Raw genomic sequence first — 23,573 nt, forward strand, 5'->3', positions numbered from 1 at the left:
CAACGGAGCCCCCGTGTCGCTGCCACCCCTGGTCGAGCCGGCTGCCGAGCTCACCGTAGACGAGGTCCGCAGGTACTCCCGCCACCTGATCATCCCGGATGTCGGGATGGACGGGCAGAAGCGGCTGAAGAACGCCCGTGTGCTCGCCGTCGGCGCGGGCGGCCTCGGTTCGCCGGCCCTGATGTACCTGGCGGCGGCCGGTGTCGGCACGCTCGGCATCGTGGAGTTCGACGAGGTCGACGAGTCGAACCTGCAGCGTCAGATCATCCACAGCCAGGCCGACATCGGCCGCTCCAAGGCCGAATCCGCCCGTGACAGCGTCAAGGGCATCAACCCGTACGTGAACGTGATCCTCCACGAAGAGCGGCTCGAGGCCGAGAACGTGATGGAGATCTTCAGCCAGTACGACCTGATCGTCGACGGCACGGACAACTTCGCGACCCGGTACCTGGTCAACGACGCGTGCGTGCTGCTGAACAAGCCGTACGTATGGGGCTCGATCTACCGCTTCGACGGCCAGGCGTCCGTCTTCTGGTCCGAGCACGGCCCCTGCTACCGCTGCCTCTATCCGGAGCCCCCGCCGCCGGGCATGGTCCCGAGCTGCGCCGAGGGCGGCGTGCTGGGCGTGCTCTGCGCCTCGATCGGTTCGATCCAGGTCAACGAGGCCATCAAGCTGCTCGCCGGCATCGGCGAGCCGCTGGTCGGCCGACTGATGATCTACGACGCCCTCGAGATGCAGTACCGCCAGGTCAAGGTCCGCAAGGACCCGGACTGCGCGGTCTGCGGCGAGAACCCGACCGTCACCGAGCTCATCGACTACGAGGCCTTCTGCGGCGTCGTCTCCGAGGAGGCCCAAGAGGCGGCGGCCGGTGCGACGATCACTCCGAAGCAGCTCAAGGAGTGGATCGACGACGGCGAGAACATCGACATCATCGATGTCCGCGAGGTCAACGAGTACGAGATCGTCTCGATCCCGGGTGCCCGCCTGATCCCGAAGAACGAGTTCCTGATGGGCACCGCCCTCCAGGACTTGCCGCAGGACAAGAAGATCGTCCTGCATTGCAAGACGGGTGTCCGCAGTGCGGAAGTCCTCGCCGTGCTGAAGTCGGCGGGCTTCGCCGACGCGGTGCACGTCGGCGGCGGCGTCATCGGCTGGGTCAACCAGATCGAGCCGGAGAAGCCGGTCTACTGATCGCGCGAAACCACCGAAGGCCCCGGACCGCTCCCCTTGGGGCGAGCGGTCCGGGGCCTTCGGTGTGTCCGGGGCCCGCTGTGTGCGGGACGAGCCCGCCCGGTGCTCAGGAAGAGCAGGTTGTGCCGTCCTTGGGCACCGTGCCCTTCAGGAGATAGGCGTCGACGAGCTCGGTCACACAGGCGCCCTCGCCGTACGAGCCGTGCCCCTCGCCCTTGTTGGTGATGAGCACCCCGACGCCCTCGCCCAGTTCGTCGGCCGTCTTCCGCGCGCCCTCGTACGGCGTCGCCGGGTCGCCCGTCGTGCCGATCACCAGGATCGGCGCCGCGCCCTTCGCGGAGACGTCCGGAGTCGTCGCCGCGCCCTTGACGGGCCAGTTGGCGCACCCGGCGGCCAGCCCCCATCCGAGCGGCGGACCGAACACGGGGGAGATCTTCGTGAAGTCGGCGAGGTGGCGGGCCCTCGCCTCGGCCGTGGTCGCCTCGACCGCCGTGTCCGCGCAGGTGATGGCGGCATGGGACTCGTGCTGTCCGGAGTAGTGCCCTTCGCGGTCGCGGGTGTGGTACGCGTCCGCGAAGGCCATCAGCACACTTCCGTCACCGCGCTCGGCGGCCTGCAGACCGATGGTCAGGTACTGCCAGTCGGAGCGGGAGTAGAGCGGCATGATGATCCCGATGGTGGCGAGACCCTCGGTCAGCACCCTGCCGTCCCGCGTGGGCAGCGGCTCCCGGTCGAGCTTCTCGAGGAGGGCGACGACGCGGTCCGTGCCCTCCTTCGCGCCGATGCCGCGGCTCTTGAAGTAGTTCTCCAGAGCCCGCTGGAAGCCGAGCACCTGGTTGCGCGAGTGCGCCACGTCGTCGGCGGTCGAGTCGACGACGGCGTCCAGCACGAGCCGCCCGACGTTCTGCGGGAACAGGTGCGCGTAGACCCCGCCGAGCTCGGTGCCGTACGAGAAGCCGACGTAGTGGAGCTTCTCGTCGCCGAGGACGTGCCGCATCAGGTCCATGTCGCGGGCGGTGTCGAGCGTGCCGACGTGCGGCAGCAGCCGGCCGGCCCGCGCGGCGCAGTCCGCGCCGAAGTCCGCCGCGTCGGCCAGGTACTCCTTCTCCTCCGCGGCGTCGTCCGGGGTGGGGTCGATCGCCAGCGACTTCTCCGTCTCCGCGTCGTCGCGGCAGTCGACGGCGGAGCTCCGTGCCACCCCGCGCGGGTCGAAGCCGACCAGGTCGTAGCGCTTGCTCAGCTTCCCGTAGTCGTCGGCGGCGTCGGGCAAAGTGGCCACTCCGGAGCCGCCCGGGCCGCCGAAGTTGAACAGCAGCGAGCCGATCCGCCGATCCGGATCCCTGGCCTCGCTCCGGATCAGGGCGATGCCGATCGTCTCGCCCGCCGGGTCCTTGTGGTCGAGGGGCGCGTCGAGCGTGGCGCACTGCCACTGTTTGCCGGGCTTCTTTGCGTCGCTGCCGCGCGCCTCCACCGGCGCGTCGCAGCCCTTCCAGTCGAGCTGCTGGCCGGTCAGCGCCGCGGGCAGCGCGGCAAGTTCCCCGCCGGGAGACGGCCGCGCGGACGGTGCGGCCCGGCCGTCGGCCGTGCCCTGCCCGCTGTCGCACCCGGCGAGCGTGCCCACGGTCAGCAGCGCGGCGACGGCCAGCGAGCCTGCCCTTGTCCCATGTCTCATGACGCCCCCCACGGCTTTCGAAGACAGGTTCGACATCCTAGATCGCCGGGCGTGACTACCCGCACACCGTGCCGTCGGACGGCGGATCGCCCTCCAGCAGATAGGTGTTCACGGCCTTCCGCACGCACGGACTGCTGCTGTACGCGCCGTGTCCCTCGCCCTCGTACGTGACCACGGCCGCCACTCCCTCGCCCAGCGCCCGGGCCATCGCCTCGGTGCCCTCGTAGGGCGTCGCCGGGTCGCCGGTGGTGCCGACCAGCACGATGGGCGGCGCGCCGGGCGCGGAGACGTCCGGGTGGACCCAGGTGCCGGGCACCGGCCACTTCGTGCAGCTCGCCTGGCCCCAGGCGAGGTACTCGCCGAAGACCGGGGAGGCCGCGCGGAACTCGGGCACCATGGCCTTGGCCTCGTCCAGCGTGTGGCGGGCCTTGGAGTCGACACAGCCGATCGCCGTGCCCGCCGCCTGGATGTTGCTGTAGCTGCCGTCCTCGTTGCGGCCGTTCAGCGCGTCGGAGAAGGCCATCAGCAGGGCCCCGTCGCCGCCGTCGGCCTCGTCGAGGCCCTGTTCCAGCAGCGTCCAGTACTCCTTCGAGTACAGGGTCTGGATGATGCCGTTCGCCGCCTGGCCCTCGGTGAGCATCCGCTCCCCGATGCCCTTGATCGGCTTCTTGTCGAGCCGGTCGAGGAAGCCGGTGATCCAGTCCTCGATCTCCTGGACGGAGGAACCGGGGAGCCGGCAGGCGTCGCCGCGTTCCAGGCAGTCCTCCGCGAAATTGGTGAGCGCCTGCTGGAAGCCCCTCACCTGGCCGAGCGCGCTCTGGACGGTGCCCTGCGTCGGGTCCACGACGGCGTCGAAGACGGCCCGCCCGACGTTCTTCGGGTACAGGTGGGCGTAGACGCCGCCCAGCTCGGTGCCGTACGAGATGCCGAAGTAGTGCAGCTTCCTGTCACCGAGGACCTGGCGCATCAGATCGAGGTCGCGAGCGGCGTTGCGGGTGCCGACGTACGGCAGCTCGTCCCCCGAGTTCTCCTCGCAGCCGTCGGTGAACCTCTCGATCCCGTCCAGGTACGCCCGCTCCTCCGCGGTGTCGTCCGGCGTCGGGTCGATGGTGGCCAGTCGCTCGAGCTCCCGGTCGTCGAGGCACTCGACCGGCACGCTGCGGCCCACTCCGCGCGGGTCGAAGCTCACCAGGTCGTAGCGGGACCGCAGACCGTCGTAGTCGGAGGCGAGGGCGGGCAGCGTGTGCACGCCGGAGGCGCCCGGTCCGCCGAAGTTGAAGACGAGGGAGCCGATGCGGTTCTTCTGATCCCGCGCAGGCGCCCGGATCAGGGCCAGCTCGATGGTCTCCCCGTCGGGCTTCCCGTAGTCCAGCGGGACGTCCATGAACGAGCACTGCCACTGCCCGCCCCCGGGCGGCGGCGACGGCGACGGACCGTTGCCCTGCGCGTCGGTGGGAGCCGGGCACGGGCGCCACTTCAGCTCCTGGGCGGTGAAGTCCTGCCGGTCCCCGGCCCCGCTTCCCCCGTCGGAACAGCCGGCGGCCAGCAGTACGGCGGTCACTGTCGCGGCGGCTGCGCGTACGGCGGCGGAAGTCATCGGCATGCAGTCATCCTGCGCCGCCCCCGCGGGCCCCGCACGGGCTGGCGGACGCCCGGCGTCCATGCGGGTGGCGGCCCGTGCGCTGCGCCGCCCGGGTGACCGGGCGGCGGCACGTTCCTTCAGAGGGAGCCCTTGCGGGTGAGGTGCGTGAACGCGAACCAGCCGGGCAGCACCGGCAGCCACAGCGTCAACGTCCGGTACAGCAGCACGGCAGGGGTGGCGACCGCCGTGGGCACGCCCACCAGCACCAGACCGCCGATCAGCGCGCCCTCGACGGCGCCCACGCCACCCGGCGTCGGCGCGGCGGAGCCCAGCGCGTTGCCCGCGAGGAACACCACGGCGATGCTGGCGTAGCTCACCGGCTGGGAGCCGCCGTTGAACGCCCGGACCGACGCGTCCAGGCAGAGCACGAACACACCGGTCAGCAGCAGCATCCCGCCGATGCCGGTGAGCAGCTTCACCGGCCGCTGGAGCACGTCGAGCATGCGCGGCACCACCCCGGCGAACAGGGACCTCAGCCGGGTCGCCACGAACTTCCGCAGGAACGGGATCGCCGTCACCACCAGCACCAGCACGGCGACCGTCAGCAGACCCGCGATCACGGTCCTGGACGGGGTGAGCGACGCCGTCTTCTCCGTGCCGGTGAGATAGCCGAACGACAGCAGCAGCAGGATGTGCGCGCCCAGGCCGAAGAGCTGCGAGGCGCCGACACTGGCCACCGCCAGCCCCGGCCGGATCCCGGAGCGCTGGAGGAACCGGGTGTTCAGGGCGACGCCGCCGACCGCCGCCGGGGCGACGATCTTGACGAACGACCCGGCGACCTGCGCCAGCACGGTCCGCAGGAACCCGACCCGCTCCGGGACGAACCCGAGCAGGCTCATCGCCGCCGCGAAGTAGCTGAGCGCGGAGAAGAGGAGGGCCGCCGCCACCCAGCCCCAGTGCGCGTCGGCGAACTTGGTGCCGAAGTCCTGGCCGGCGATCTGCGACAGCAGGAAGTAGGCGGCGACCGCGCCCGCGATGACGCTGACCAGCGTGCGGGGCCTGATCCGCTCCAGACGGACGGGCTCCACCGGCGCCTGCGGCCTGATCAGCAGCACCTGCCGGCGGATCTGGGAGAGCAGGTCCTCCTCGCGCGCCTCCTCCATGGCCTCGTCCATGGCCCGCTTGTCGGCCTGCTTCTCCGCGCGCTCCACCTTCCTGGCCGCCTTGCGGTCGTCGGCCGAGAGCTCGCCGGTACGGGCGCTCTTCGCCGACCGGGAGGCCTTCAGCACCGACTCGCGCTCACGCTGCGTCCGCTCCCGCGCCTGCTGGCGCAGGGTTGCCCTGGTCGAGCGGCTCAGCGCGATCGGCTGGAGCAGCGGCAGACAGTCCGCGACCTTGTCCGGGCCGAGCACGTCGACCGCGGCGGTCACCGCGCGGCCGGCGCCCACCCGCAGACCGAGGGTGGTCAGCAGCTGGGCGATGTCCATCCGCAGCACCATGTCCCCGGCGGCGATCTCGCCGCCGCGCAGGTCCGTGACGATCACCCGGCCGCCCGGGTCGACCAGGATCGCGTCACCGGCGAGCCTGCGGTGCGCGATACGGCGCGAGTGGAGCGCCTTCACCTGCCGCCAGGCGCCGCGCACCACGTCGTCGGTGATCTCGGAGTCGCTCAGGGAGTCGAGGGAACGGCCGCCGGAATGCTCGTACACGAGCATCACGGCGTCGGGGCCGAGCTCGGAGGTGGCGATCAGCTTGGGGGCGTTGGCGCCGGCGGCGATCGCCGCGTACGCCAGCAGCGCCTCCTGCTCCAGAGCCTGGCGCAGCGACTGGATGGAGCGGCGCGTGGTGATGGACCGCAGCGTCAGCCGGCGCCACACCCGGTAGAAGAAGCCCTGCGCCTGCTGTTCGCGGTCGACGACGGTGACATCGAGCGGTGGACCGTCCTCGAGGGAGACCAGATAGCGCCGGCCGCGGTCCTGGTCCGCGCTCTCCGGGGCGTCGTCCTCCGCGCGCATGGCCGTCACCGGGCGGAAGCCGACGTGGCGCAGCCCGGCGAGCAGGTTCTGGCCGGTGGGCCGGACGTTCGGCGAGCCGACGGCGTACAGGGTGCCGTACGCGACGGTCCAGCCCAGCAGCACGGTCAGCAGCACGGAGAAGGGCGTGGTGTAGCCGGCCACCAGCATCGCGAAGGCGTCGAGCATCAGCACCATCCACAGCACCACGCGCCAGCGCGGTCTGCGGGCCATGCCCACCGCCGTCATGTACGCGATGACCGGCGCGAGATAGCCGTGCACCGGATCGGTCAGCTCGCCACCGGTCTGCTGCTGCGTCAGGGCGTCCTGAAGGCTGCCCGGCGCGCTCTTGGAGACCCAGAGGTCGGTGGCGAGGGTGACCCCGTGCGCGAGGACCGCGGCGAGCACCCCGTCCGCGATCCGCAGCCCGTCCCGTTTGATCAGCCGTTCGATGGCGAACGCGACGGGGACGAGGAGCACGGCGATGCTGGACGCCAGCCCGGCGATCTTGACCAGCAGGTCGGGGGCCTGGCCGGTGCCCTTGTTGATGTCCTGCTCGAGGCCGGTCGTGGTGCCCTGGGCGAACGCGGCGACGGCGAGGACGACCGCGATCGCCAGGATGCCGATCAGCAGCCGCATCAGGTCCGACGGGCGGTGCACCCGCGCGGCGAGCAGCGGCTCGTCCCCGGACACCTGGTCGGCGTGGGCGACTTCGGTCTCCCCGCCCCGGACCGGTGTTTTCGGGTGCGGCTCGGGGTCAGGGGTGCCTGCTGCCTTCGAAGGCTTCACGCCCTGATCCTTCGCCGTCTCGGTCTCTTCTTGATCTCGTATCACCAGTCACCGCCCGCACGATGGTGGCACGAGCCGCCGACAGAGAGGGGCATCAGGGTGCAATGCGGGGGTTCGAGGCGCGTACGGTACACCTCTTTGCCGTGCCTGTGCCGATTCGCCTCCCGGTCTCCGGAGCGCTCGCGGCCACGGCACTGTCGGTGGCGTACGGCAGGATGAGTCGGATGGACGAGCTGTCTGAGTACGCCGAGCGGGTTCTGGAGGTCGCCGAGCTGATCCCGCCGGGCCGCGTCATGACGTACGGGGACGTCGCGGAGTGGCTCGGCGAGGCGGGACCCCGCCAGGTCGGCCGGGTCATGGCGCTGTACGGCGGCGGGGTGCCCTGGTGGCGCGTCGTGCGCTCCGACGGGGTCCTGCTCCCGGGTCACGAGCTGCGCGCCCTGGAGCGGTACCGCGAGGAGGGGACTCCGCTGCGCGCGGCGTCCCGCGCCGCGGAGGGCCATGTGCCGCGTCTCGACATGAGGCGCGCACGATGGGACGGCGCCGGGGCGCACAGCGACGAAGCTCACATATGACAGCTTCCGCCAAGTGGCGGCCGTACGGGGAGTGCGAAGCCCGTACGAGGGACGGGACGGGGCGGCCGTCCGCCCGCGGGCCGCTGGCGTAGCGTCTTCAGCGCGCGGCACGCAGCGCAGTCTCACCACCAGCAGACCCAGGACCGGCGAACCACGTGAGCTCCTCCTCCACCACCGGGCGTACGCCGTACCCGAAGCAGGTACGGCAGGGGGTTCCTGTGCGCCCGCAGGGCCGCGGGGACGGATCCCCGGGCGCGTACCGGCTGGTGCGGACCCCTCCGGGCCCGGTGGCTCCCCCTCTCCTGGACGCAGCTCAGCGCTCGGTGGTTGACCATGGAGAGGGACCGCTTCTCGTCCTCGCCGGACCGGGCACGGGCAAGACGACCACGCTCGTCGAGGCCGTCGCCGCGCGCATCGCCCGAGGCGTGGACCCGGCCCGCATCCTCGTCCTCACCTTCAGCCGCAAGGCGGCGGTGGAGCTGCGCGACCGGATGGCGCTGCGGCTGGGCGGCACGCGGGGGCCGCAGGCGACGACGTTCCACTCCTTCTGTTACGCGCTGGTCCGCGCCCACCAGGACGCCGACCTGTTCGCGGAGCCGCTGCGGCTGCTGTCGGGGCCCGAGCAGGACGTCGCCGTCCGCGACCTGCTGGCCGGCCAGATCGGCCTGCCCGGTGGCGTGCGGTGGCCCGACGAACTGCGGGCCTGTCTCACCACCCGCGGCTTCGCCGACGAGGTGCGGGCCGTGCTGGCCCGCAGCCGGGAGCTGGGCCTCGGCCCCGACTCCCTCGCCCGCTTCGCCGCCCGCACCGGACGGCCCGACTGGGCGGCCGCCGCGGCGTTCCTCGCCGAGTACCTGGACGTCCTCGACCTGCAGGGCGTGCTCGACTACGCGGAACTGGTGCACCGGGCGGTGCTGCTGGCCGAGGAGACGCCGCTCCCTTCGTACGACGCGGTGTTCGTCGACGAGTACCAGGACACCGACCCGGCCCAGGTGCGGCTGCTGACGGCGCTCGCGGGCGGCGGGCGCACGCTGGTCGCCTTCGGCGACCCGGACCAGTCGATCTACGCCTTCCGCGGCGCGGACGTGAACGGCATCCTCGACTTCCCCGACGCCTTCCCGCAGGCCGGCGGCAGGCCCGCCGACGTCGCGGTGCTCACCACCTCCCGGCGCAGCGGGGAGGCAGTGCTCGAGGCGACCCGCCTGCTGACCCGCCGGATGCCGCTGACGCGGCTGCCGTCCGACAAGGTCCGCGCGCACCGCGAGCTGTCCGCGGTCCGCGAGGGCGGCCGGGTCGAGGTGTACACCTATCCGACGGCCTCCGCGGAACTCGACAACGTGGCTGACATCCTGCGCCGCGCGCATCTCGAGGAGGGCGTCCCCTGGCACGAGATGGCGGTCCTCGTCCGCGCGGGCGGCCGCACGATCCCGTCGATCCGCCGCGCCCTGACGTCGGCGGGCGTCCCCCTCGAGGTCGACGGCGACGATGTCGCGCTGCGCCATGAACCGGCGGTGGCACCGCTCCTGACCGCCCTCCGCACGGTGGCGACGGCGGCGGCCGGGCGTACGGGAGGCGCGGGGGCGCCGGAGCCCGGCCGCGGGGCGCCGGCGGCGGCCCACGCGCTGGACGCCCTGGAGGCTCTGCCGAGTGCGGCGGGGACGGCGCCGGACGTCCTGGCTGGCGCGGAGGGTGCTCCGGGGACGGACGACGTGTCCGGTGCGGTGGGTGCGGTGCCGGGGGGCGTGTCGGGTGCGGTGGACGCGCTTGGGGGTGTCGCGGCCGGGGCCGGCGTGCCGGAGGCGGCCGGTGATCAGCCGGGCGGCGCGCTCGGTCCGGCGGGTGCCGAGGCCGTGAACGGCGCGGCGGGTGCGCCGGGTGCCACGGTCCTGGGCGGCGCGTCGGCCGTGGCGGGTGCGCCGGATGCCGCGGCCGGGGCCGGCGTGCCGGAGGCGGCCGGTGATCAGCCGGGCGGCGCGGCGGGTGCCGGGGATCGCGGTGGGGACGAGGGCTGGATCGACACCGAGACCGCGATCACCCTCCTCACCTCCCCCCTCGGCGGCATGGACACCGCCGACCTCCGCCGTCTCGGCCGGGCTCTGCGGGACGAGGAGCGGGCCGGCGGCAACATGCTGCCGCCGCCGTCCGACCGGCTGCTCGCCCGCGCGCTCGCCGAGCCCGAGCGGCTCGTCGCGCACGACCCCGCGTACGCCCGCGGCGCGCAGCGGCTCGGCGCGCTGCTGCGCAAGGCGCGCGAGCTCCTCGAGGGCGGCGGCACCGCCGAGGAGGCCCTGTGGCTGCTGTGGGACGGCACCCCCTGGCCGGGCCGTCTGGAGCGCGCCGCGTTCCGCGGCGGCGCGGGCGGCCGTAACGCCGACCGCGACCTGGACGCCGTCTGCGCTCTCTTCGAGACCGCGGCCCGCGCCGAGGAGCGCACCGGCGGCCGCGGCGCGCTCAACTTCATCGAGGAGATCGAGGCCCAGGACATCGCCGCCGACACGCTCTCCCGGCGGGAGGCCCGCCCGGACGCCGTCCGCCTGATGACCGCGCACCGTTCCAAGGGCCTGGAGTGGAGCCTGGTCGTCGTCGCGGGGGTGCAGGAGGGCCTGTGGCCCGACCTCCGCCGCAGAGGCTCGCTCCTGGAGGCCGACCGCATCGGCCGGGACGGTCTCGCGGAGCCGCTCACCCCCGGCGCCCTGCTGGCGGAGGAGCGCCGGCTCTTCTACGTGGCGGCCACCCGCGCCCGCGACCGTCTCGTCGTCACGGCGGTCAAGGCGCCGGCGGACGACGGCGACCAGCCGTCCCGTTTCCTGGCCGAGCTCGGCCGGGAGCCGCGCGACGTCACCGGGCGTCCGCGCCGCCCGCTCGCCGTCGCCCCGCTCGTCGCCGAACTCCGCGCGACCACCGTGGACCCGGCGGCCTCCCCCGAGCTGCGGGAGGCCGCCGCCCGGCGGCTCGCCCGGCTCGCCGCCCTGACGGACGACGAGGGCCGGCCGCTCGTGCCCGCCGCCCACCCGTACCGCTGGTGGGGCCTGTACGAGCCCACGCACAGCGCCAAACCGCTGCGGGACCGCGACCGGCCGGTCACGCTCTCCGGCAGCGCGCTGGACCAGCTGGCCAACAGCTGTGCGCTCCAGTGGTTCCTCGGCCGCGAGGTGAAGGCGGACGCGCCGGCGACCGCCGCCCAGGGCTTCGGCAACGTCGTGCACGTACTCGCCGACGAGGTCGCCTCCGGCCGTACCCCCGCCGATCTCGCCGTCCTCATGGAGCGTCTCGACTCGGTGTGGGACGCGCTGGTCTTCGACGCTCCCTGGAAGTCGCATCAGGAGAAGGAGCACGCGCGGGCCGCGCTCGAACGCTTCCTGCGCTGGCACGTCATGGACCGCGGCGGCCGTACCCCCGCCGCGACGGAGCACGACTTCGACGTGACGCTGCCCGCGGGCGAGTTCGAGGTGCGCATCCGCGGGTCCATGGACCGCGTCGAGCAGGACGAGCAGGGCCGTGCGTACGTCGTCGACTTCAAGACGGGCAAGGCGACGCCCACGAAGGACGAGGTCGCCCGCCACCCCCAGCTCGCCGTGTACCAGCTCGCGGTCCGCGAGGGCGCGGTCGACGAGGTCTTCGACGGCCGCCGGCCGGAGCCGGGCGGGGCCGAACTCGTACAACTGCGTCAGCCGGCCGCCAAGAAGGAGGGCGGCGAGGCTCTGCCCAAGGTGCAGGCGCAGGAGGCGCTCGCGGGCGAGTGGGTGGGCGATCTGCTCGCCACCGCGGCCGGCCGCGTGCTCGACGAGCGCTTCACGCCCTCCACCGGCCAGCACTGCACGCACTGCACCTTCCGCGCCTCGTGCAGTGCGCAGCCGGAGGGCCGCCAAATAGTCGAATGAGCCGAACGACCGGTGTGTTTGTCATGCGACGTCACATTCGCCCCGATCCAATGGAGGCCCGACCGCCGAAGGCCGATGGCGGGACCCTGCGGATCGCGAGGAGACACAACATGACGGCCAAGCGGAAGCTCCTGGTCACGACGGTGGCCTGGGCAAGTGCCATCGTCGTGCTGGCGGGCTGTTCCCAGGACGGGGACATCAAGGCCAAGGGGGCCTCCGGGGAGCGGAAGGAGCCGGCGGCCGCGACCAGCGGTGATTCGCTGGCCGGTCTGGACGCGGGGCAGATCGCCGACAAGGCGGTCGAGGCCACGAGGTCCGCCAGGTCGCTGACCATGGCGGGCCGCATCGAGAAGGACGGCGAGCCCGTCTCGGTCGACCTCGCCCTGGACTCCGCCCAGAACTGCACCGGCCGGCTCGGCGTCAAGGGCGGCCGGGCCGAGCTGCGGCAGCTGGCCGAGACGATGTATCTGAAGGGCGACGAGCCGTTCTGGCGGGCCTCGTTGCAGGAGCGTTCCTCCGGCTCGCCCGACGGGTCCGACAACGGGGCCGTGGTGGAGCTCATGACGGGCCGCTGGATCAAGATGCCGGCGGGCGGCGTCGCGGACATGGACCGGGTCTGCGACCTCAAGTCGATGTTCGCCCGGATGGACGTGGACGAGGCCGACCGGAAGCAGATGAAGAAGGGCCCGGACTCGTCGGTCGACGGGGCGCCGACCGTGACCTTGGTGAAGCGGGAGCAGGGCACGACCACGACGGTCCACGTCGCCAAGGAGGGCAAGCCCCGCGTTCTCAAGATCGTCAGGACGGGCGGCGACGAGACCGGCACGATCGTCCTCTCCGGCTACGACAAGCCGGTCCGGGTCGACGCCCCGCCGTCGGAGGAGGTCATCGACCTCGACAGCCTGACCGGGGGCACGGGGTTCGAGGCGGGCGAGACGCAGACGGGGGAGCAGTCGGGGAACTGGCGTGGCGAGGACGGGGAGTCGGGCACCGGGCCGGACGTCGGCCTGGGGGCCGGGACGGACCGGGGCACGGACGCCGGTACGGAATCCGACACCGGGTCCGGGTCCGGGTCCGACTCCGGCAGGGACACGGGCACCGGCTCCGGCGAGGGCTCCGGCACCGGCTCCGGCACGGGCACCGGCTCCGGCGAGGGCTCCGGCACGGATGCCGGCACCGGCGCCGAGTCGGGCGACACCGGTACGGGCGGCGAGGGTACGGACACGGGGTCCGGAGCCGGGACCGCCGCGGACGACGAGAGCGCCTCGTAGGAGCTTCCCGGGCATACCGGACGCACCGGGAGACATGGGGCCACCGGCTGTCAGTGGCCCCCGTTAGCCTCTACGAGGTGACCGCACGCATCACCGACCCCGAGCAGCTCAAGGAGCTCCTCGGGATCCCCTTCACCCCGGAGCAGACGGCCTGCATCACCGCGCCGCCCGCCCCGCAGGTCATCGTGGCCGGAGCCGGTTCGGGGAAGACGACGGTCATGGCGGCCCGCGTGGTCTGGCTCGTCGGCACCGGCCAGGTGGCCCCCGAGCAGGTCCTCGGCCTCACGTTCACCAACAAGGCGGCCGGAGAGCTCGCCGAGCGCGTCCGCACCGCCCTGGTCCGCGCGGGGGTGACGGACCCCGAGGTCATCGATCCGGACAACCCCCCGGGCGAGCCGCGTATCTCCACGTACCACGCCTTCGCGGGACAGCTCCTCACCGACCACGGCCTGCGCATCGGACTCGAACCGACCGCCCGGCTGCTCGCCGACGCCACCCGGTACCAGCTCGCGGCCCGCGTGCTGCGCGAGGCTCCGGGGCCGTATCCGGCGCTCACCCGCTCCTTCCCGTCCCTCGTCAGCGACCTGCTCGCGCTCGACGCCGAGCTCGCCGAGCATCTGGTGCCCCCGGAGCGCCTGGCGGCGTACGACGCGGAGCTGCTGCGCACACTGGAGGGCGCGCGGCTGACCAACGCCGACCTGCGCAAGGTCCCCGAGGCCGCCGCGGCCCGCCGCGAGCTGCTCGACCTGACGGTCCGGTACCGCGCCGCCAAGCGGGAGCGGGACCTGCTCGACTTCGGCGACCAGATCGCCCTCTCCGCCGAGCTGGCGATGACCCGGCCGGAGGTGGGAGCCCTCCTGCGGGACGAGTTCCGGGTGGTCCTGCTCGACGAGTACCAGGACACGTCCGTCGCACAGCGGCTGCTGCTCTCCGGGCTGTTCGGGCAGGGCACGGGCCACGCGGTCACCGCGGTCGGCGACCCCTGCCAGGCGATCTACGGCTGGCGCGGAGCGTCCGTCGCCAACCTCGATGACTTCCCCGTCCACTTCCCGTACGCCGACGGCAGCCCGGCCACCCGCTACTCGCTCAGCGAGAACCGCCGCAGCGGCGGCCGGCTCCTGCGCCTCGCCAACGGCCTCGCCACCCCGCTGCGCGCCATGCACGAGGGCGTCGAGGCGCTGCGGCCCGCCCCGGGGGCCGAGCGGGACGGCATCGTGCGCTGCGCGCTGCTGCCGACGCACGCCGACGAGATCGAGTGGCTCGCGGACTCGATCGCGCACCTGGTGCGCACCGGCAAGGAGCCCGGCGAGATCGCGGTCCTGTGCCGTACCGCGGGCGACTTCCCGGAGATCCAGGGCGCCCTGGTCGCCCGCGACGTCCCGGTCGAGGTCGTCGGCCTGTCCGGGCTGCTGCACCTGCCGGAGGTCGCCGACCTGGTGGCGGTGTGCGAGGTGCTCCAGGACCCGGGGGCCAACGCCTCGCTCGTGCGCCTGCTCACCGGCCCGCGGTGGCGCATCGGGCCGCGCGACCTGGCGCTCCTCGGCCGCCGGGCACGGCTCCTCGTGCACCGCGCCGCCGCGGACGACGACCCGGACCAGCGCCTCGCCGCGGCGGTCGAGGGCACCGACCCCGCCGAGATCGTCTCGCTGGCCGACGCGCTCGACACGTTCCTCGAATCGGCCGGCGGCGAGGACGACGGCCTGGCCTTCTCCCCCGAGGCCCGGATCCGCTTCGCCCGCCTCGCCGCCGAGCTGCGCGACCTGCGGCGCTCGCTCGCCGACCCGCTGATGGACGTCCTGCACCGGGTGCTCTCCACCACCGGCCTCGAAGTCGAACTGGCCGCCTCCCCCCACGCCCTGGCGGCGCGCCGCCGCGAGACCCTCGGCAACTTCCTCGACGTCGCCGCCGGTTTCGCCGCGCTGGACGGGGAGGCGACCCTGCTGGCCTTCCTCGGCTTCCTGCGCACCGCCGCGCAGTACGAGAAGGGCCTCGACAACGCCCTCCCCGGCGGCGAGAACACGGTCAAGGTGCTCACGGCCCACAAGTCGAAGGGTCTGGAGTGGGACGTCGTCGCCGTCCCCGGGCTCGTCGCCAAGCACTTCCCGAACGACCAGGCGCGGGACGCGTGGACCTCCCGGTCCAAGGTGCTCCCGCACGCCCTGCGCGGCGACGCGGACACGCTCCCCGACGTCGAGTCGTGGGACGCGCGGGGCCTGAAGGCGTTCAAGGAGGCGATGACGGACCACCAGCACACGGAAGAACTCCGCCTCGGGTACGTGACCTTCACCCGCCCCCGTTCGCTCCTCCTCGGCTCAGGCCACTGGTGGGGCCCCGGCCAGAAGCGGCGGCGCGGCCCGTCCGCGTTCCTGCGGGCGCTGTACGACCACTGCGAGCAGGGGCACGGCGAGATCGAGTTCTGGGCGGACGAGCCGGAGGAGGACGCCGAGAACCCGGCGCTCGGCGCGGCCACCGCGGACCACGCCTGGCCGCTGCCGCTGGACCCCGTCTCCCTGGCCCGCCGCCGCGCCGCGGCGGACACGGTCCTGGCCCACCTCGAAGCCCTGGCGGCGGCACCGGAACCGGCTCCCGCCGACGACCCGCCGGGTGAGCCGGATCCCGCGGGCCGGCCGGCCTTCCCCGGCGGGCCGGATGTTGTCGACGAGTCGGACGAGTACGACGCGCTGCACCAGCCCGAGGAGCCCGACGACTGGGACTGGCCGGATCAGGCGCCGCCCGAGGACGACGCCCCGCCGCCCTTCGAGGACCGTCCGGGAACCACCGTCCCCCACCAGGCCACCCGGGGGCCCGAGGACCTGCCCCCGGCGACTTCGGAGGCGGGCCCCACGGGCCTCACGCCCGAGGACCTGCCCCCGGCTCAGGACGGCGGAGCCGGCCCCGTGCCCCCGGCGACTTCGGAGGCGGGCCCCGCGCGCCTCACGCCCGAGGAGAGCCGCACCATCGCGTCCTGGGACCGCGACCTCGATGCCCTCGCCGGCGAGCTGCGCCGCAGCCGCGCCACCGTCCGCGACGTCCTCGTGCCGCCCTCGCTCTCCGCGTCCCAGCTGCTCCGTATCGCCGCCGACCCCGACGGCTTCGCGCAGGAGCTGGCCCGCCCCATGCCCCGCCCGCCGCAGCCGGCGGCCCGCAGGGGAACGCGGTTCCACGCCTGGGTGGAGTCGCGTTTCGAGGAACTCCCGCTGCCCATGCTCGGCCCGGACGAGCTGCCGGGCGGCGCCGGCGAGGTCGGCGGCCCCGACGAGCACGACATCGCGGACGAGCAGGATCTGGCCGCGCTCAAGGAGGCGTTCGAGCGCACGCCGTACGCCCGCCGCACGCCGCACGGCGTCGAGGTGCCCTTCCAGTTCACGCTGGCCGGGCGGGTCGTCCGGGGCCGTATCGACGCCGTGTACCGGACGGGGGAGGACACGTACGAGATCGTCGACTGGAAGACCGCGCGCGGCGGCGTCGCGGACCCCCTCCAGCTCGCCGTCTACCGCCTCGCGTGGGCCGAGCGGCACGGCATACCGCTCGACGCCGTGACCGCCACCTTCGTCTTCGTACGCACCGGCGAGGCCGTGCGTCCAGAGGACCTCCCCGACCGTGCCGGGCTGGAGCGCATCCTGCTGGGCGGGACGGCAGACCGGGCCGGCGCCGTCGCCCGTTAGGCTCAGAGCATGAGCGAGACCCCGGACAACGCCGTCCGTACGTACGTACAGCAGCACCGCGCCGCCTTCCTCGACGACCTCGCCGAGTGGCTGCGCATCCCGTCGGTGTCGGCACAGCCCGAGCACGACGGTGACGTACGGCGCAGCGCCGAGTGGCTCGCGGCCAAGCTCGCAGGGACCGGTTTCCCGGTCGCCGAGATCTGGCCCACACCGGGCGCCCCCGCCGTGTTCGCCGAGTGGCCGTCCGGCGACCCGGACGCGCCCACCGTGCTCGTCTACGGCCACCACGACGTGCAGCCCGCCGCCCGCGAGGACGGCTGGCACACCGACCCCTTCGAGCCGCACACGGCCGACGGCCGGATGTACGGCCGCGGCGCCGCCGACGACAAGGGCCAGGTGTTCTTCCACACCCTCGGCGTGCGGGCCCACCTCGCGGCCACCGGGCGCACGGCGCCCGCCGTGAACCTCAAGCTGTTGATCGAGGGCGAGGAGGAATCGGGCTCCACCCACTTCCGCGCCCTCGTCGAGCAGCAGGCCGAGCGTCTCGCCGCCGACGCCGTGATCGTGTCCGACACGGGCATGTGGTCGCAGACCACGCCCACGGTCTGCACCGGTATGCGCGGCCTCGCGGACTGCGAGATCACGCTGTACGGCCCCGACCAGGACATCCACTCCGGATCCTTCGGCGGCGCCGTGCCCAACCCGGCGACCGTCGCCGCCCGCCTGGTCGCCGCCCTGCACGACGAGAACGAGCAGGTCACCGTCCCCGGCTTCTACGAGGGCGTCGCGCCGCTCACCGACGCCGAGCGGGAACTCTTCGCCGAGCTGCCCTTCGACGAGGAGACCTGGCTGCGCACCGCCCGGTCCCACGGGACCCTCGGGGAGAGCGGCTACTCCACGCTGGAGCGCGTCTGGGCCCGCCCGACGGCCGAGCTGAACGGCATCGGCGGCGGCTACCAGGGCCCCGGCGGCAAGACGATCATTCCGTCGTCCGCACACCTCAAGCTGTCCTTCCGGCTGGTCGCCGGACAGGAGCCGGACAAGATCGAACGGGCCGTCGCCGACTGGGTCGCCGCCCGCATCCCCGCGGGCATCCGTCACGAGATCGTGTTCGGTGCCGCAACCCGCCCGTGCCTGACACCGCTCGACCACCCGGCGCTGCGGTCCGTCGTCCGGGCCATGGGCCGCGCCTTCGACGGACACAAGATCCGCTTCACCCGCGAGGGCGGCTCGGGACCGGCCGCCGACCTGCAGGACGTGCTCGCCGCGCCCGTGCTCTTCCTGGGCATCTCCGTACCGTCCGACGGCTGGCACGCACCGAACGAGAAGGTCGAACTGGATCTGCTCCTCAAGGGCGCGGAGACGGCCGCCCATCTGTGGGGCGACATGGCCGCAGCCCTTCGCTGAACACATTCACCACCCGTCCGGGGGAGTTGGAAGAACCGTGAGCACCAAGAGCTATGCCGACGCCGCAGAGCGCCCGATCAGCCTCACCGCGCCCAGCGGCATCGACCGCGAGGCGCACAACCGCCTCGACGAGGCATGGCTCGCGGCGGCGTGGAGCCACCCGACGACCCGTGTCTTCGTCGTCTCGGGCGGCCAGGCGCTGGTCGACGACACCCCCGACGGCCGGACCGAACTGGTCATGACGCCGGCCTTCGAGGCCCCGGTCACCGAGACCCACCGCTATTTCCTGGGCACCGACGAGGAAGGGGTGCGCTACTTCGCGCTCCAGAAGGACGCTCTGCCGGGCCGCATGGACCAGTCGGCCAGACCCGCCGGGCTGCGCGAGGCAGGGCTGCTGCTGTCCCCGCGCGACGCGGGACTGCTGGTGCACGCGGTCGCCCTGGAGAACTGGCAGCGGCTCCACCGCTTCTGCTCCCGCTGCGGTGAGCGCACCGTCATCGCCGCGGCGGGCCACATCCGCCGCTGCCAGGCGTGCGGCGCCGAGCACTACCCCCGTACCGACCCCGCGGTGATCATGCTGGTCACCGACGACGAGGACCGCGCTCTCCTCGGTCGCCAGGTGCACTGGCCCGAGGGCCGCTTCTCGACGCTGGCCGGCTTCGTCGAGCCGGGGGAGTCGATCGAGCAGTCCGTGCGCCGGGAGGTCCGCGAGGAGGTGGGCGTCGAGGTCGGCGAGGTCGAGTACGTCGCCAGCCAGCCCTGGCCCTTCCCGTCGAGCCTGATGCTGGGTTTCATGGCCGGCGCCACCTCGTCGCGGATCGAGGTCGACGGCGAGGAGATCCACGAGGCGCGCTGGTTCTCCCGCGAAGACCTGCGGGCCGCGTTCGAGTCCGGGGAGGTGCTGCCTCCCTACGGGATCTCGATCGCGGCCCGTCTCATCGAGCTCTGGTACGGCAAGCCGCTTCCCAGGCCCGGCGACGTCCTGTGACGGTCGCGTATCCGCGGCCGTCGAACGCCTCCGGATGCGCCGGGGGCTTCCGGTGACTAGACGCCGACCTTCTGCTTGACCTGGGCGAGCGACGGGTTGGTCAGCGTCGACCCGTCCGGGAAGAGCACGGTCGGAACCGTCTGGTTGCCGCCGTTGGCCTTCTCGACGAACGCGGCCGAGTCAGGGTCCTGCTCGATGTTGACCTCGGTGTACGCGATCCCCTCGCGGTCCATCTGGCCCTTCAGCCGACGGCAGTATCCGCACCAGGTGGTGCTGTACATCGTCACAGTTCCCTGCATCGTCTTCTGCTCCTAGGTCGAGTTCGGGGGTGAGTCATCACCTGCGGCTAGAACACACGTGACCCCGTGACGATTCCCGGCCCTTCGGTGACCCTGCGGTGACCCCCGCCCGGGTCCCGGCCCGATCCGTACGACGAATGTCGCACCCCTGTGGACAACCGCCGCATCCGCCCCTGGCGACCTGGCAGCATGGCGGGGTGACAGCAGCAACGCACTCCTCCCTTTTCCCGCAGGTCCCCGATTCGGCGGACGCCGTGCTCGACGGGCTCGATCCCGAGCAGCGCGAAGTGGCGACCGCCCTGCAAGGACCGGTGTGCGTGCTGGCAGGAGCCGGCACGGGCAAGACACGCGCGATCACCCACCGCATCGCGTACGGGGTGCGCGCGGGGATACTCCAGCCCGCCAGCGTGCTGGCCGTCACCTTCACCAATCGCGCCGCCGGCGAGATGCGGGGCCGGCTGCGCCAGCTCGGCGCGGGCGGCGTCCAGGCGCGTACGTTCCACTCCGCCGCGCTGCGTCAGCTGCAGTACTTCTGGCCCAAGGCGGTCGGCGGTGAGCTGCCCCGGCTGCTGGAGCGCAAGATCCAGCTTGTCGCGGAGGCCGCGGCGCGCTGCCGTATCCGGCTCGACCGCAACGAGCTGCGGGACGTCACAGGCGAGATCGAGTGGGCCAAGGTCACCCAGACCGTGCCGGGCGACTACCCGGCGGTGGTCGCGAAGTCGCTGCGCGACGCCCCCCGGGACGCGGCCGAGATCAGCCAGGTCTACGCGATGTACGAGCAGCTCAAGCGCGACCGCTCGGTGATCGACTTCGAGGACGTGCTGCTGCTCACCGTCGGCATCCTCCAGGACCGGCACGACATCGCCGACCACGTCCGCCGCCAGTACCAGCACTTCGTCGTCGACGAGTACCAGGACGTCAGCCCGCTCCAGCAGCGCCTGCTGGACCTGTGGCTGGGGGACCGGGACAGTCTGTGCGTCGTCGGGGACGCCAGCCAGACGATCTACTCCTTCACCGGCGCCACCCCCGACCACCTGCTGAGCTTCCGCACCCGCCACCCCGGCGCGACCGTCGTCAAGCTGGTGCGTGACTACCGCTCCACCCCGCAGGTCGTCCACCTGGCCAACGGCCTGCTCGGTCAGGCCCGCGGCCGGGCGGCGGAGCACCGCCTGGAGCTGATCTCCCAGCGCGAGGCGGGCCCCGAGCCGGCCTATGTGGAGTACTCGGACGAGCCGGCCGAGGCCGAGGGCACCGCCCGCCGCATCCGCGACCTGATCGCCGCCGGCGTCCCGGCCGGCGAGATCGCCGTGCTGTACCGGATCAACGCCCAGTCCGAGGTCTACGAGCAGGCGCTGGCCGACGCGGGCGTCCCGTACCAGCTGCGCGGCGCCGAGCGGTTCTTCGAGCGCCAGGAGGTGCGCGAGGCGGGGGTCGCGCTCCGGGGCGCCGCCCGGGCCGGGGGCAACGACGCGCTCCTCGACGACGTGGAGGACCTGCCCTCCCAGGTGCGGGCGGTGCTGTCGACCAAGGGGTGGACCACCGAGCCGCCCGCCGGCTCCGGCGCGGTGCGTGACCGCTGGGAGTCGCTGGCCGCACTGGTCCGCCTCGCGGAGGACTTCGTACGGGCCCGGCCGCAGGCCACCCTCGCCGATCTGGTGACCGAGCTGGACGAACGCGCCGCCGCCCAGCACGCCCCCACCGTCCAGGGCGTCACCCTCGCCTCCCTGCACTCGGCGAAGGGCCTCGAGTGGGACGCCGTGTTCCTCGTGGGGCTCACCGAGGGCATGATGCCGATCACCTACGCCAAGACGGACGAGCAGGTCGAGGAGGAGCGCCGGCTCCTCTATGTGGGGGTCACCCGTGCGCGGCTGCATCTCTCCCTCTCCTGGGCCCTCTCGCGTGCGCCGGGCGGCCGGGCCTCGCGCCGTCCGACCCGCTTCCTGAACGGACTCCGCCCCGGCTCCGCCGCGGCCGGACCGCGGGCGGCGGGAGGCGGGGGCGGTGTCGAGCGCGGCGGCGGGCGCCGCAAGCGCCGCGGGCCGGTTCTCTGCCGCGTCTGCGGCAAGACGCTCACGGACGCCGGCGAGATGAAGCTGATGCGCTGCGAGGACTGCCCCTCGGACATGGACGAGGCGCTGTACGAGCGGCTGCGCGAGTGGCGGGCCGGCCAGGCGAAGGAGCTGGGCCAGCCCGCGTACTGCGTCTTCACCGACAAGACGCTGATGGCGATCGCGGAGGCCGTGCCCGGCGACGAGAGCGAACTGGCCGGGATCTCCGGGGTCGGAGGGCGCAAACTGGATCGTTTCGGGGCCGATGTGCTGGCCATCTGCGCAGGTGACGAGCCTGGCGAGGGCGATGAGGACGACTGATGCAAACTCGTCGAAAAAATAGTTTGCGCAGGCCCCGGCCAGCCCCATAGGTTCTTAACCACGGAAACAGCGGCTTCTCCGAAGCCCTGTCTTCGTGCTGTACTTACCCGAACAGCGCGACCGGTTCATCCGGTCCCCGAGACGCCGAGAGGAGGCGATTCCAGTGATCAGCATCAACAGCAGCTTCGTCAGCACGGCCAAAATGACCGATCTCTCGGTCGCCTCCGCCTGCTCGCTCGGCTTCTCGTCCGCGTTCCACGGCACCGGTATGTCCGGCATTCCCGCCGCGCTGCCTGTGTCCGGTCTGGGCGGCCTGCCGGTCCGGGAGCGCAATGAGCGACCGACCAAGGCACTGGAAGCAGGAGTAGCAGCGGCAGAGGCTCAGGCCTATGCCTTTGCGGCGGCCAGTGCCGGCACCGAGCAGCAGACGACGAAGCACCAGATGAAGTGGGCCTTCCGCGGGCTCGAACCCTGGAGTGATCCAGCCTGATACAGCATCAGGCCGGCGCCTTCAGGGCCGCGGAACCCCACCCGGGATCCGCGGCCCTTCTGTTTTCCCCGACGGGGGACAGCGCGAAGGGGCCTCGGGACCAGCAGCACCCGGTACCAACTGCCACCCGGCCGACCGGCCGGAACGACCAGACGAGGAAGAACACACCGTGCAACTCGAAGCGCACGCCCCGTCCGTACCGCCTTCCGAGACCATCCCGCCCGCTCCTACCGAGGACTCGAACTTGACTCCCCTCACCGCGCTCACCGCGCTCGACGACGCCATCGAGAAGCTGGGCGTACCCGTCCCGTGCCGCTCCTACGACCCGGAGGTCTTCTTCGCCGAGTCGCCGGCCGACGTCGAGTACGCGAAGTCCCTCTGCCGCACCTGCCCGCTGATGGAGGCCTGCCTCGCGGGCGCCAAGGAGCGGCGTGAGCCGTGGGGCGTCTGGGGCGGAGAGCTCTTCGTCCAGGGTGTGGTCGTCGCCCGCAAGCGGCCGCGTGGCCGCCCGCGCAAGAACCCGGTCGCGGCATGAACGCCCCCGGAACCATCGATCGACCCGTCACGCACGACCCCAAGAAGCAGGCCCCGATGACCTCTTCCCCGAGCGAGCCGCAGGGCTCCGCCACCCGAGCCGTCACCACCATCCGCGAGAACGCCTCGCGTCAGAACAGGACCCGCGAAATGCAACTCATCCCAGAAGCCCTCGCCCGTGCGCATATGCAAGCGCGCATGCACGAAGCCGACGCGGAACGCCAGGCCGTGCGCCTGGTTGCCGCCCGGCGGATGCAGCGCCGCGCCCAGCGCGCGTCGATGCGCGCCCGTCGCGCCCTGGCCATGGCCGTCATGCACTGACGGCGACGCAGTCCCCGCGGGGGCCGGTCCGAACGGACCGGCCCCCGCGGCGCGTTCGGACGGGGGCGGCGATGCGCTCGGGCCGGCGCGGCCCGCCGGGGCGGGGGGCGTCCGGGGCGGCGCGGTCCGCCGGGGCGGGCGGAGCGTCCGGGGCGGCGCGTCCGGCTGAGCCCGGTCCGGCGGCGGGGCGTGCTGCCTCGGCTCCGGCGGGGCGTGCCGTCTCAGCCCCGGCTGGACGTGGCGCCTCAGCCCCGGTGGGCTTTCCGCCGGCGCCGCGGTGCGTTCTTCCGGTCCCGGTGGGCCGGCGGCGGTATCGTCGCGAGGTGGAACAGGACACGACCCCTCAGCCCGAGCAGCCGGGTGGCGCCCGCATCGTGTGCGCCGGCTGTGGAACAGTCGCCGAGGAGACACCGCTGACCTGGACCTGTTCCGTGGAGGACGGTGTCCGGCGCTACTTCTGCGACGACTGCGCCCGCGCCAACCTCAGAGCGATCGAGGGCCGGCTCGACTCGTCCTGGTGGTGAGC

At 73.0% G+C, this 23,573-nt stretch carries 16 protein-coding genes; 12 read left to right on the forward strand and 4 right to left on the reverse strand.

What is annotated here, in order from left to right:
- The first annotated feature begins 13 nt into the window (after positions 1-13).
- Complete coding sequence (gene moeZ, locus ACFYOP_RS14840; protein WP_356892335.1) at positions 14-1,192, forward strand: adenylyltransferase/sulfurtransferase MoeZ; 1,179 nt, start codon at positions 14-16, stop codon at positions 1,190-1,192.
- A 106-nt stretch (positions 1,193-1,298) separates the two neighbouring features.
- On the opposite strand, the gene ACFYOP_RS14845 is transcribed toward moeZ, so the two are convergent.
- The 3 genes from ACFYOP_RS14845 to ACFYOP_RS14855 all read right to left on the reverse strand — a co-directional run bounded on the left by ACFYOP_RS14845 (position 1,299) and on the right by ACFYOP_RS14855 (position 7,247).
- Positions 1,299-2,864 (reverse strand): alpha/beta hydrolase, encoded by a 1,566-nt coding sequence (locus tag ACFYOP_RS14845; RefSeq protein ID WP_356892333.1) that lies wholly within the window; start codon positions 2,862-2,864, stop codon positions 1,299-1,301.
- Positions 2,865-2,919: 55 nt separating this feature from the next.
- Positions 2,920-4,467, reverse strand: a complete 1,548-nt coding sequence (locus tag ACFYOP_RS14850) for an alpha/beta hydrolase (RefSeq protein ID WP_356892331.1) — start codon at positions 4,465-4,467, stop codon at positions 2,920-2,922.
- Between the two features lie 116 nt (positions 4,468-4,583).
- Positions 4,584-7,247, reverse strand: a complete 2,664-nt coding sequence (locus ACFYOP_RS14855) for a lysylphosphatidylglycerol synthase domain-containing protein (protein WP_388451578.1) — start codon at positions 7,245-7,247, stop codon at positions 4,584-4,586.
- A gap of 224 nt (positions 7,248-7,471) precedes the next feature.
- Between ACFYOP_RS14855 and ACFYOP_RS14860 the strand changes: the two genes are divergently transcribed.
- From ACFYOP_RS14860 to nudC, 6 genes are all read left to right on the forward strand, one after another.
- A complete protein-coding gene (locus ACFYOP_RS14860; protein ID WP_388451580.1) occupies positions 7,472-7,822 on the forward strand; it encodes an MGMT family protein in 351 nt (116 codons plus the stop codon).
- A gap of 155 nt (positions 7,823-7,977) precedes the next feature.
- Positions 7,978-11,703 carry an ATP-dependent DNA helicase gene (locus ACFYOP_RS14865; RefSeq protein ID WP_356892330.1) on the forward strand — a complete coding sequence of 1,242 codons (3,726 nt, stop codon included), beginning with the start codon at positions 7,978-7,980 and terminating at the stop codon, positions 11,701-11,703.
- 110 nt (positions 11,704-11,813) lie between these two features.
- A complete protein-coding gene (locus ACFYOP_RS14870; protein ID WP_356892328.1) occupies positions 11,814-12,974 on the forward strand; it encodes a hypothetical protein in 1,161 nt (386 codons plus the stop codon).
- Between the two features lie 77 nt (positions 12,975-13,051).
- Positions 13,052-16,639 (forward strand): UvrD-helicase domain-containing protein, encoded by a 3,588-nt coding sequence (locus ACFYOP_RS14875; RefSeq protein WP_356892326.1) that lies wholly within the window; start codon positions 13,052-13,054, stop codon positions 16,637-16,639.
- Positions 16,640-16,648: 9 nt separating this feature from the next.
- Positions 16,649-18,046 carry a dipeptidase gene (locus ACFYOP_RS14880; RefSeq protein ID WP_356892324.1) on the forward strand — a complete coding sequence of 466 codons (1,398 nt, stop codon included), beginning with the start codon at positions 16,649-16,651 and terminating at the stop codon, positions 18,044-18,046.
- 37 nt (positions 18,047-18,083) lie between these two features.
- Entirely contained in the window at positions 18,084-19,034 is a 951-nt protein-coding gene (gene nudC / locus ACFYOP_RS14885) for an NAD(+) diphosphatase (RefSeq protein ID WP_356892322.1), read from the forward strand.
- A 56-nt stretch (positions 19,035-19,090) separates the two neighbouring features.
- On the opposite strand, the gene ACFYOP_RS14890 is transcribed toward nudC, so the two are convergent.
- Positions 19,091-19,333, reverse strand: coding sequence for a mycoredoxin (locus tag ACFYOP_RS14890; protein WP_356892321.1), 243 nt, complete (start codon positions 19,331-19,333; stop codon positions 19,091-19,093).
- A gap of 137 nt (positions 19,334-19,470) precedes the next feature.
- On the opposite strand from ACFYOP_RS14890, the gene ACFYOP_RS14895 reads away from it, so the two are divergent.
- The 5 genes from ACFYOP_RS14895 to ACFYOP_RS14915 all read left to right on the forward strand — a co-directional run bounded on the left by ACFYOP_RS14895 (position 19,471) and on the right by ACFYOP_RS14915 (position 23,571).
- On the forward strand, positions 19,471-21,702 hold the full coding sequence (locus ACFYOP_RS14895; RefSeq protein WP_356892319.1) for an ATP-dependent DNA helicase UvrD2: 2,232 nt from the start codon (positions 19,471-19,473) through the stop codon (positions 21,700-21,702).
- A 163-nt stretch (positions 21,703-21,865) separates the two neighbouring features.
- Positions 21,866-22,192 (forward strand): hypothetical protein, encoded by a 327-nt coding sequence (locus ACFYOP_RS14900; RefSeq protein WP_356892317.1) that lies wholly within the window; start codon positions 21,866-21,868, stop codon positions 22,190-22,192.
- A 169-nt stretch (positions 22,193-22,361) separates the two neighbouring features.
- Positions 22,362-22,727: a WhiB family transcriptional regulator gene (locus ACFYOP_RS14905; RefSeq protein ID WP_356892315.1), complete on the forward strand. Its 366-nt coding sequence runs from the start codon at positions 22,362-22,364 to the stop codon at positions 22,725-22,727.
- Complete coding sequence (locus ACFYOP_RS14910; protein WP_356892313.1) at positions 22,724-23,047, forward strand: hypothetical protein; 324 nt, start codon at positions 22,724-22,726, stop codon at positions 23,045-23,047. Before ACFYOP_RS14905 ends, ACFYOP_RS14910 begins: the two co-directional genes overlap by 4 nt.
- Before the next feature lie 323 nt (positions 23,048-23,370).
- Positions 23,371-23,571, forward strand: a complete 201-nt coding sequence (locus ACFYOP_RS14915) for a hypothetical protein (protein ID WP_356892586.1) — start codon at positions 23,371-23,373, stop codon at positions 23,569-23,571.
- Positions 23,572-23,573 lie beyond the last annotated feature (2 nt).

Origin of the sequence: Streptomyces sp. NPDC006294 (assembly GCF_042870895.1) — a bacterium.
Lineage (GTDB): Bacteria > Actinomycetota > Actinomycetes > Streptomycetales > Streptomycetaceae > Streptomyces.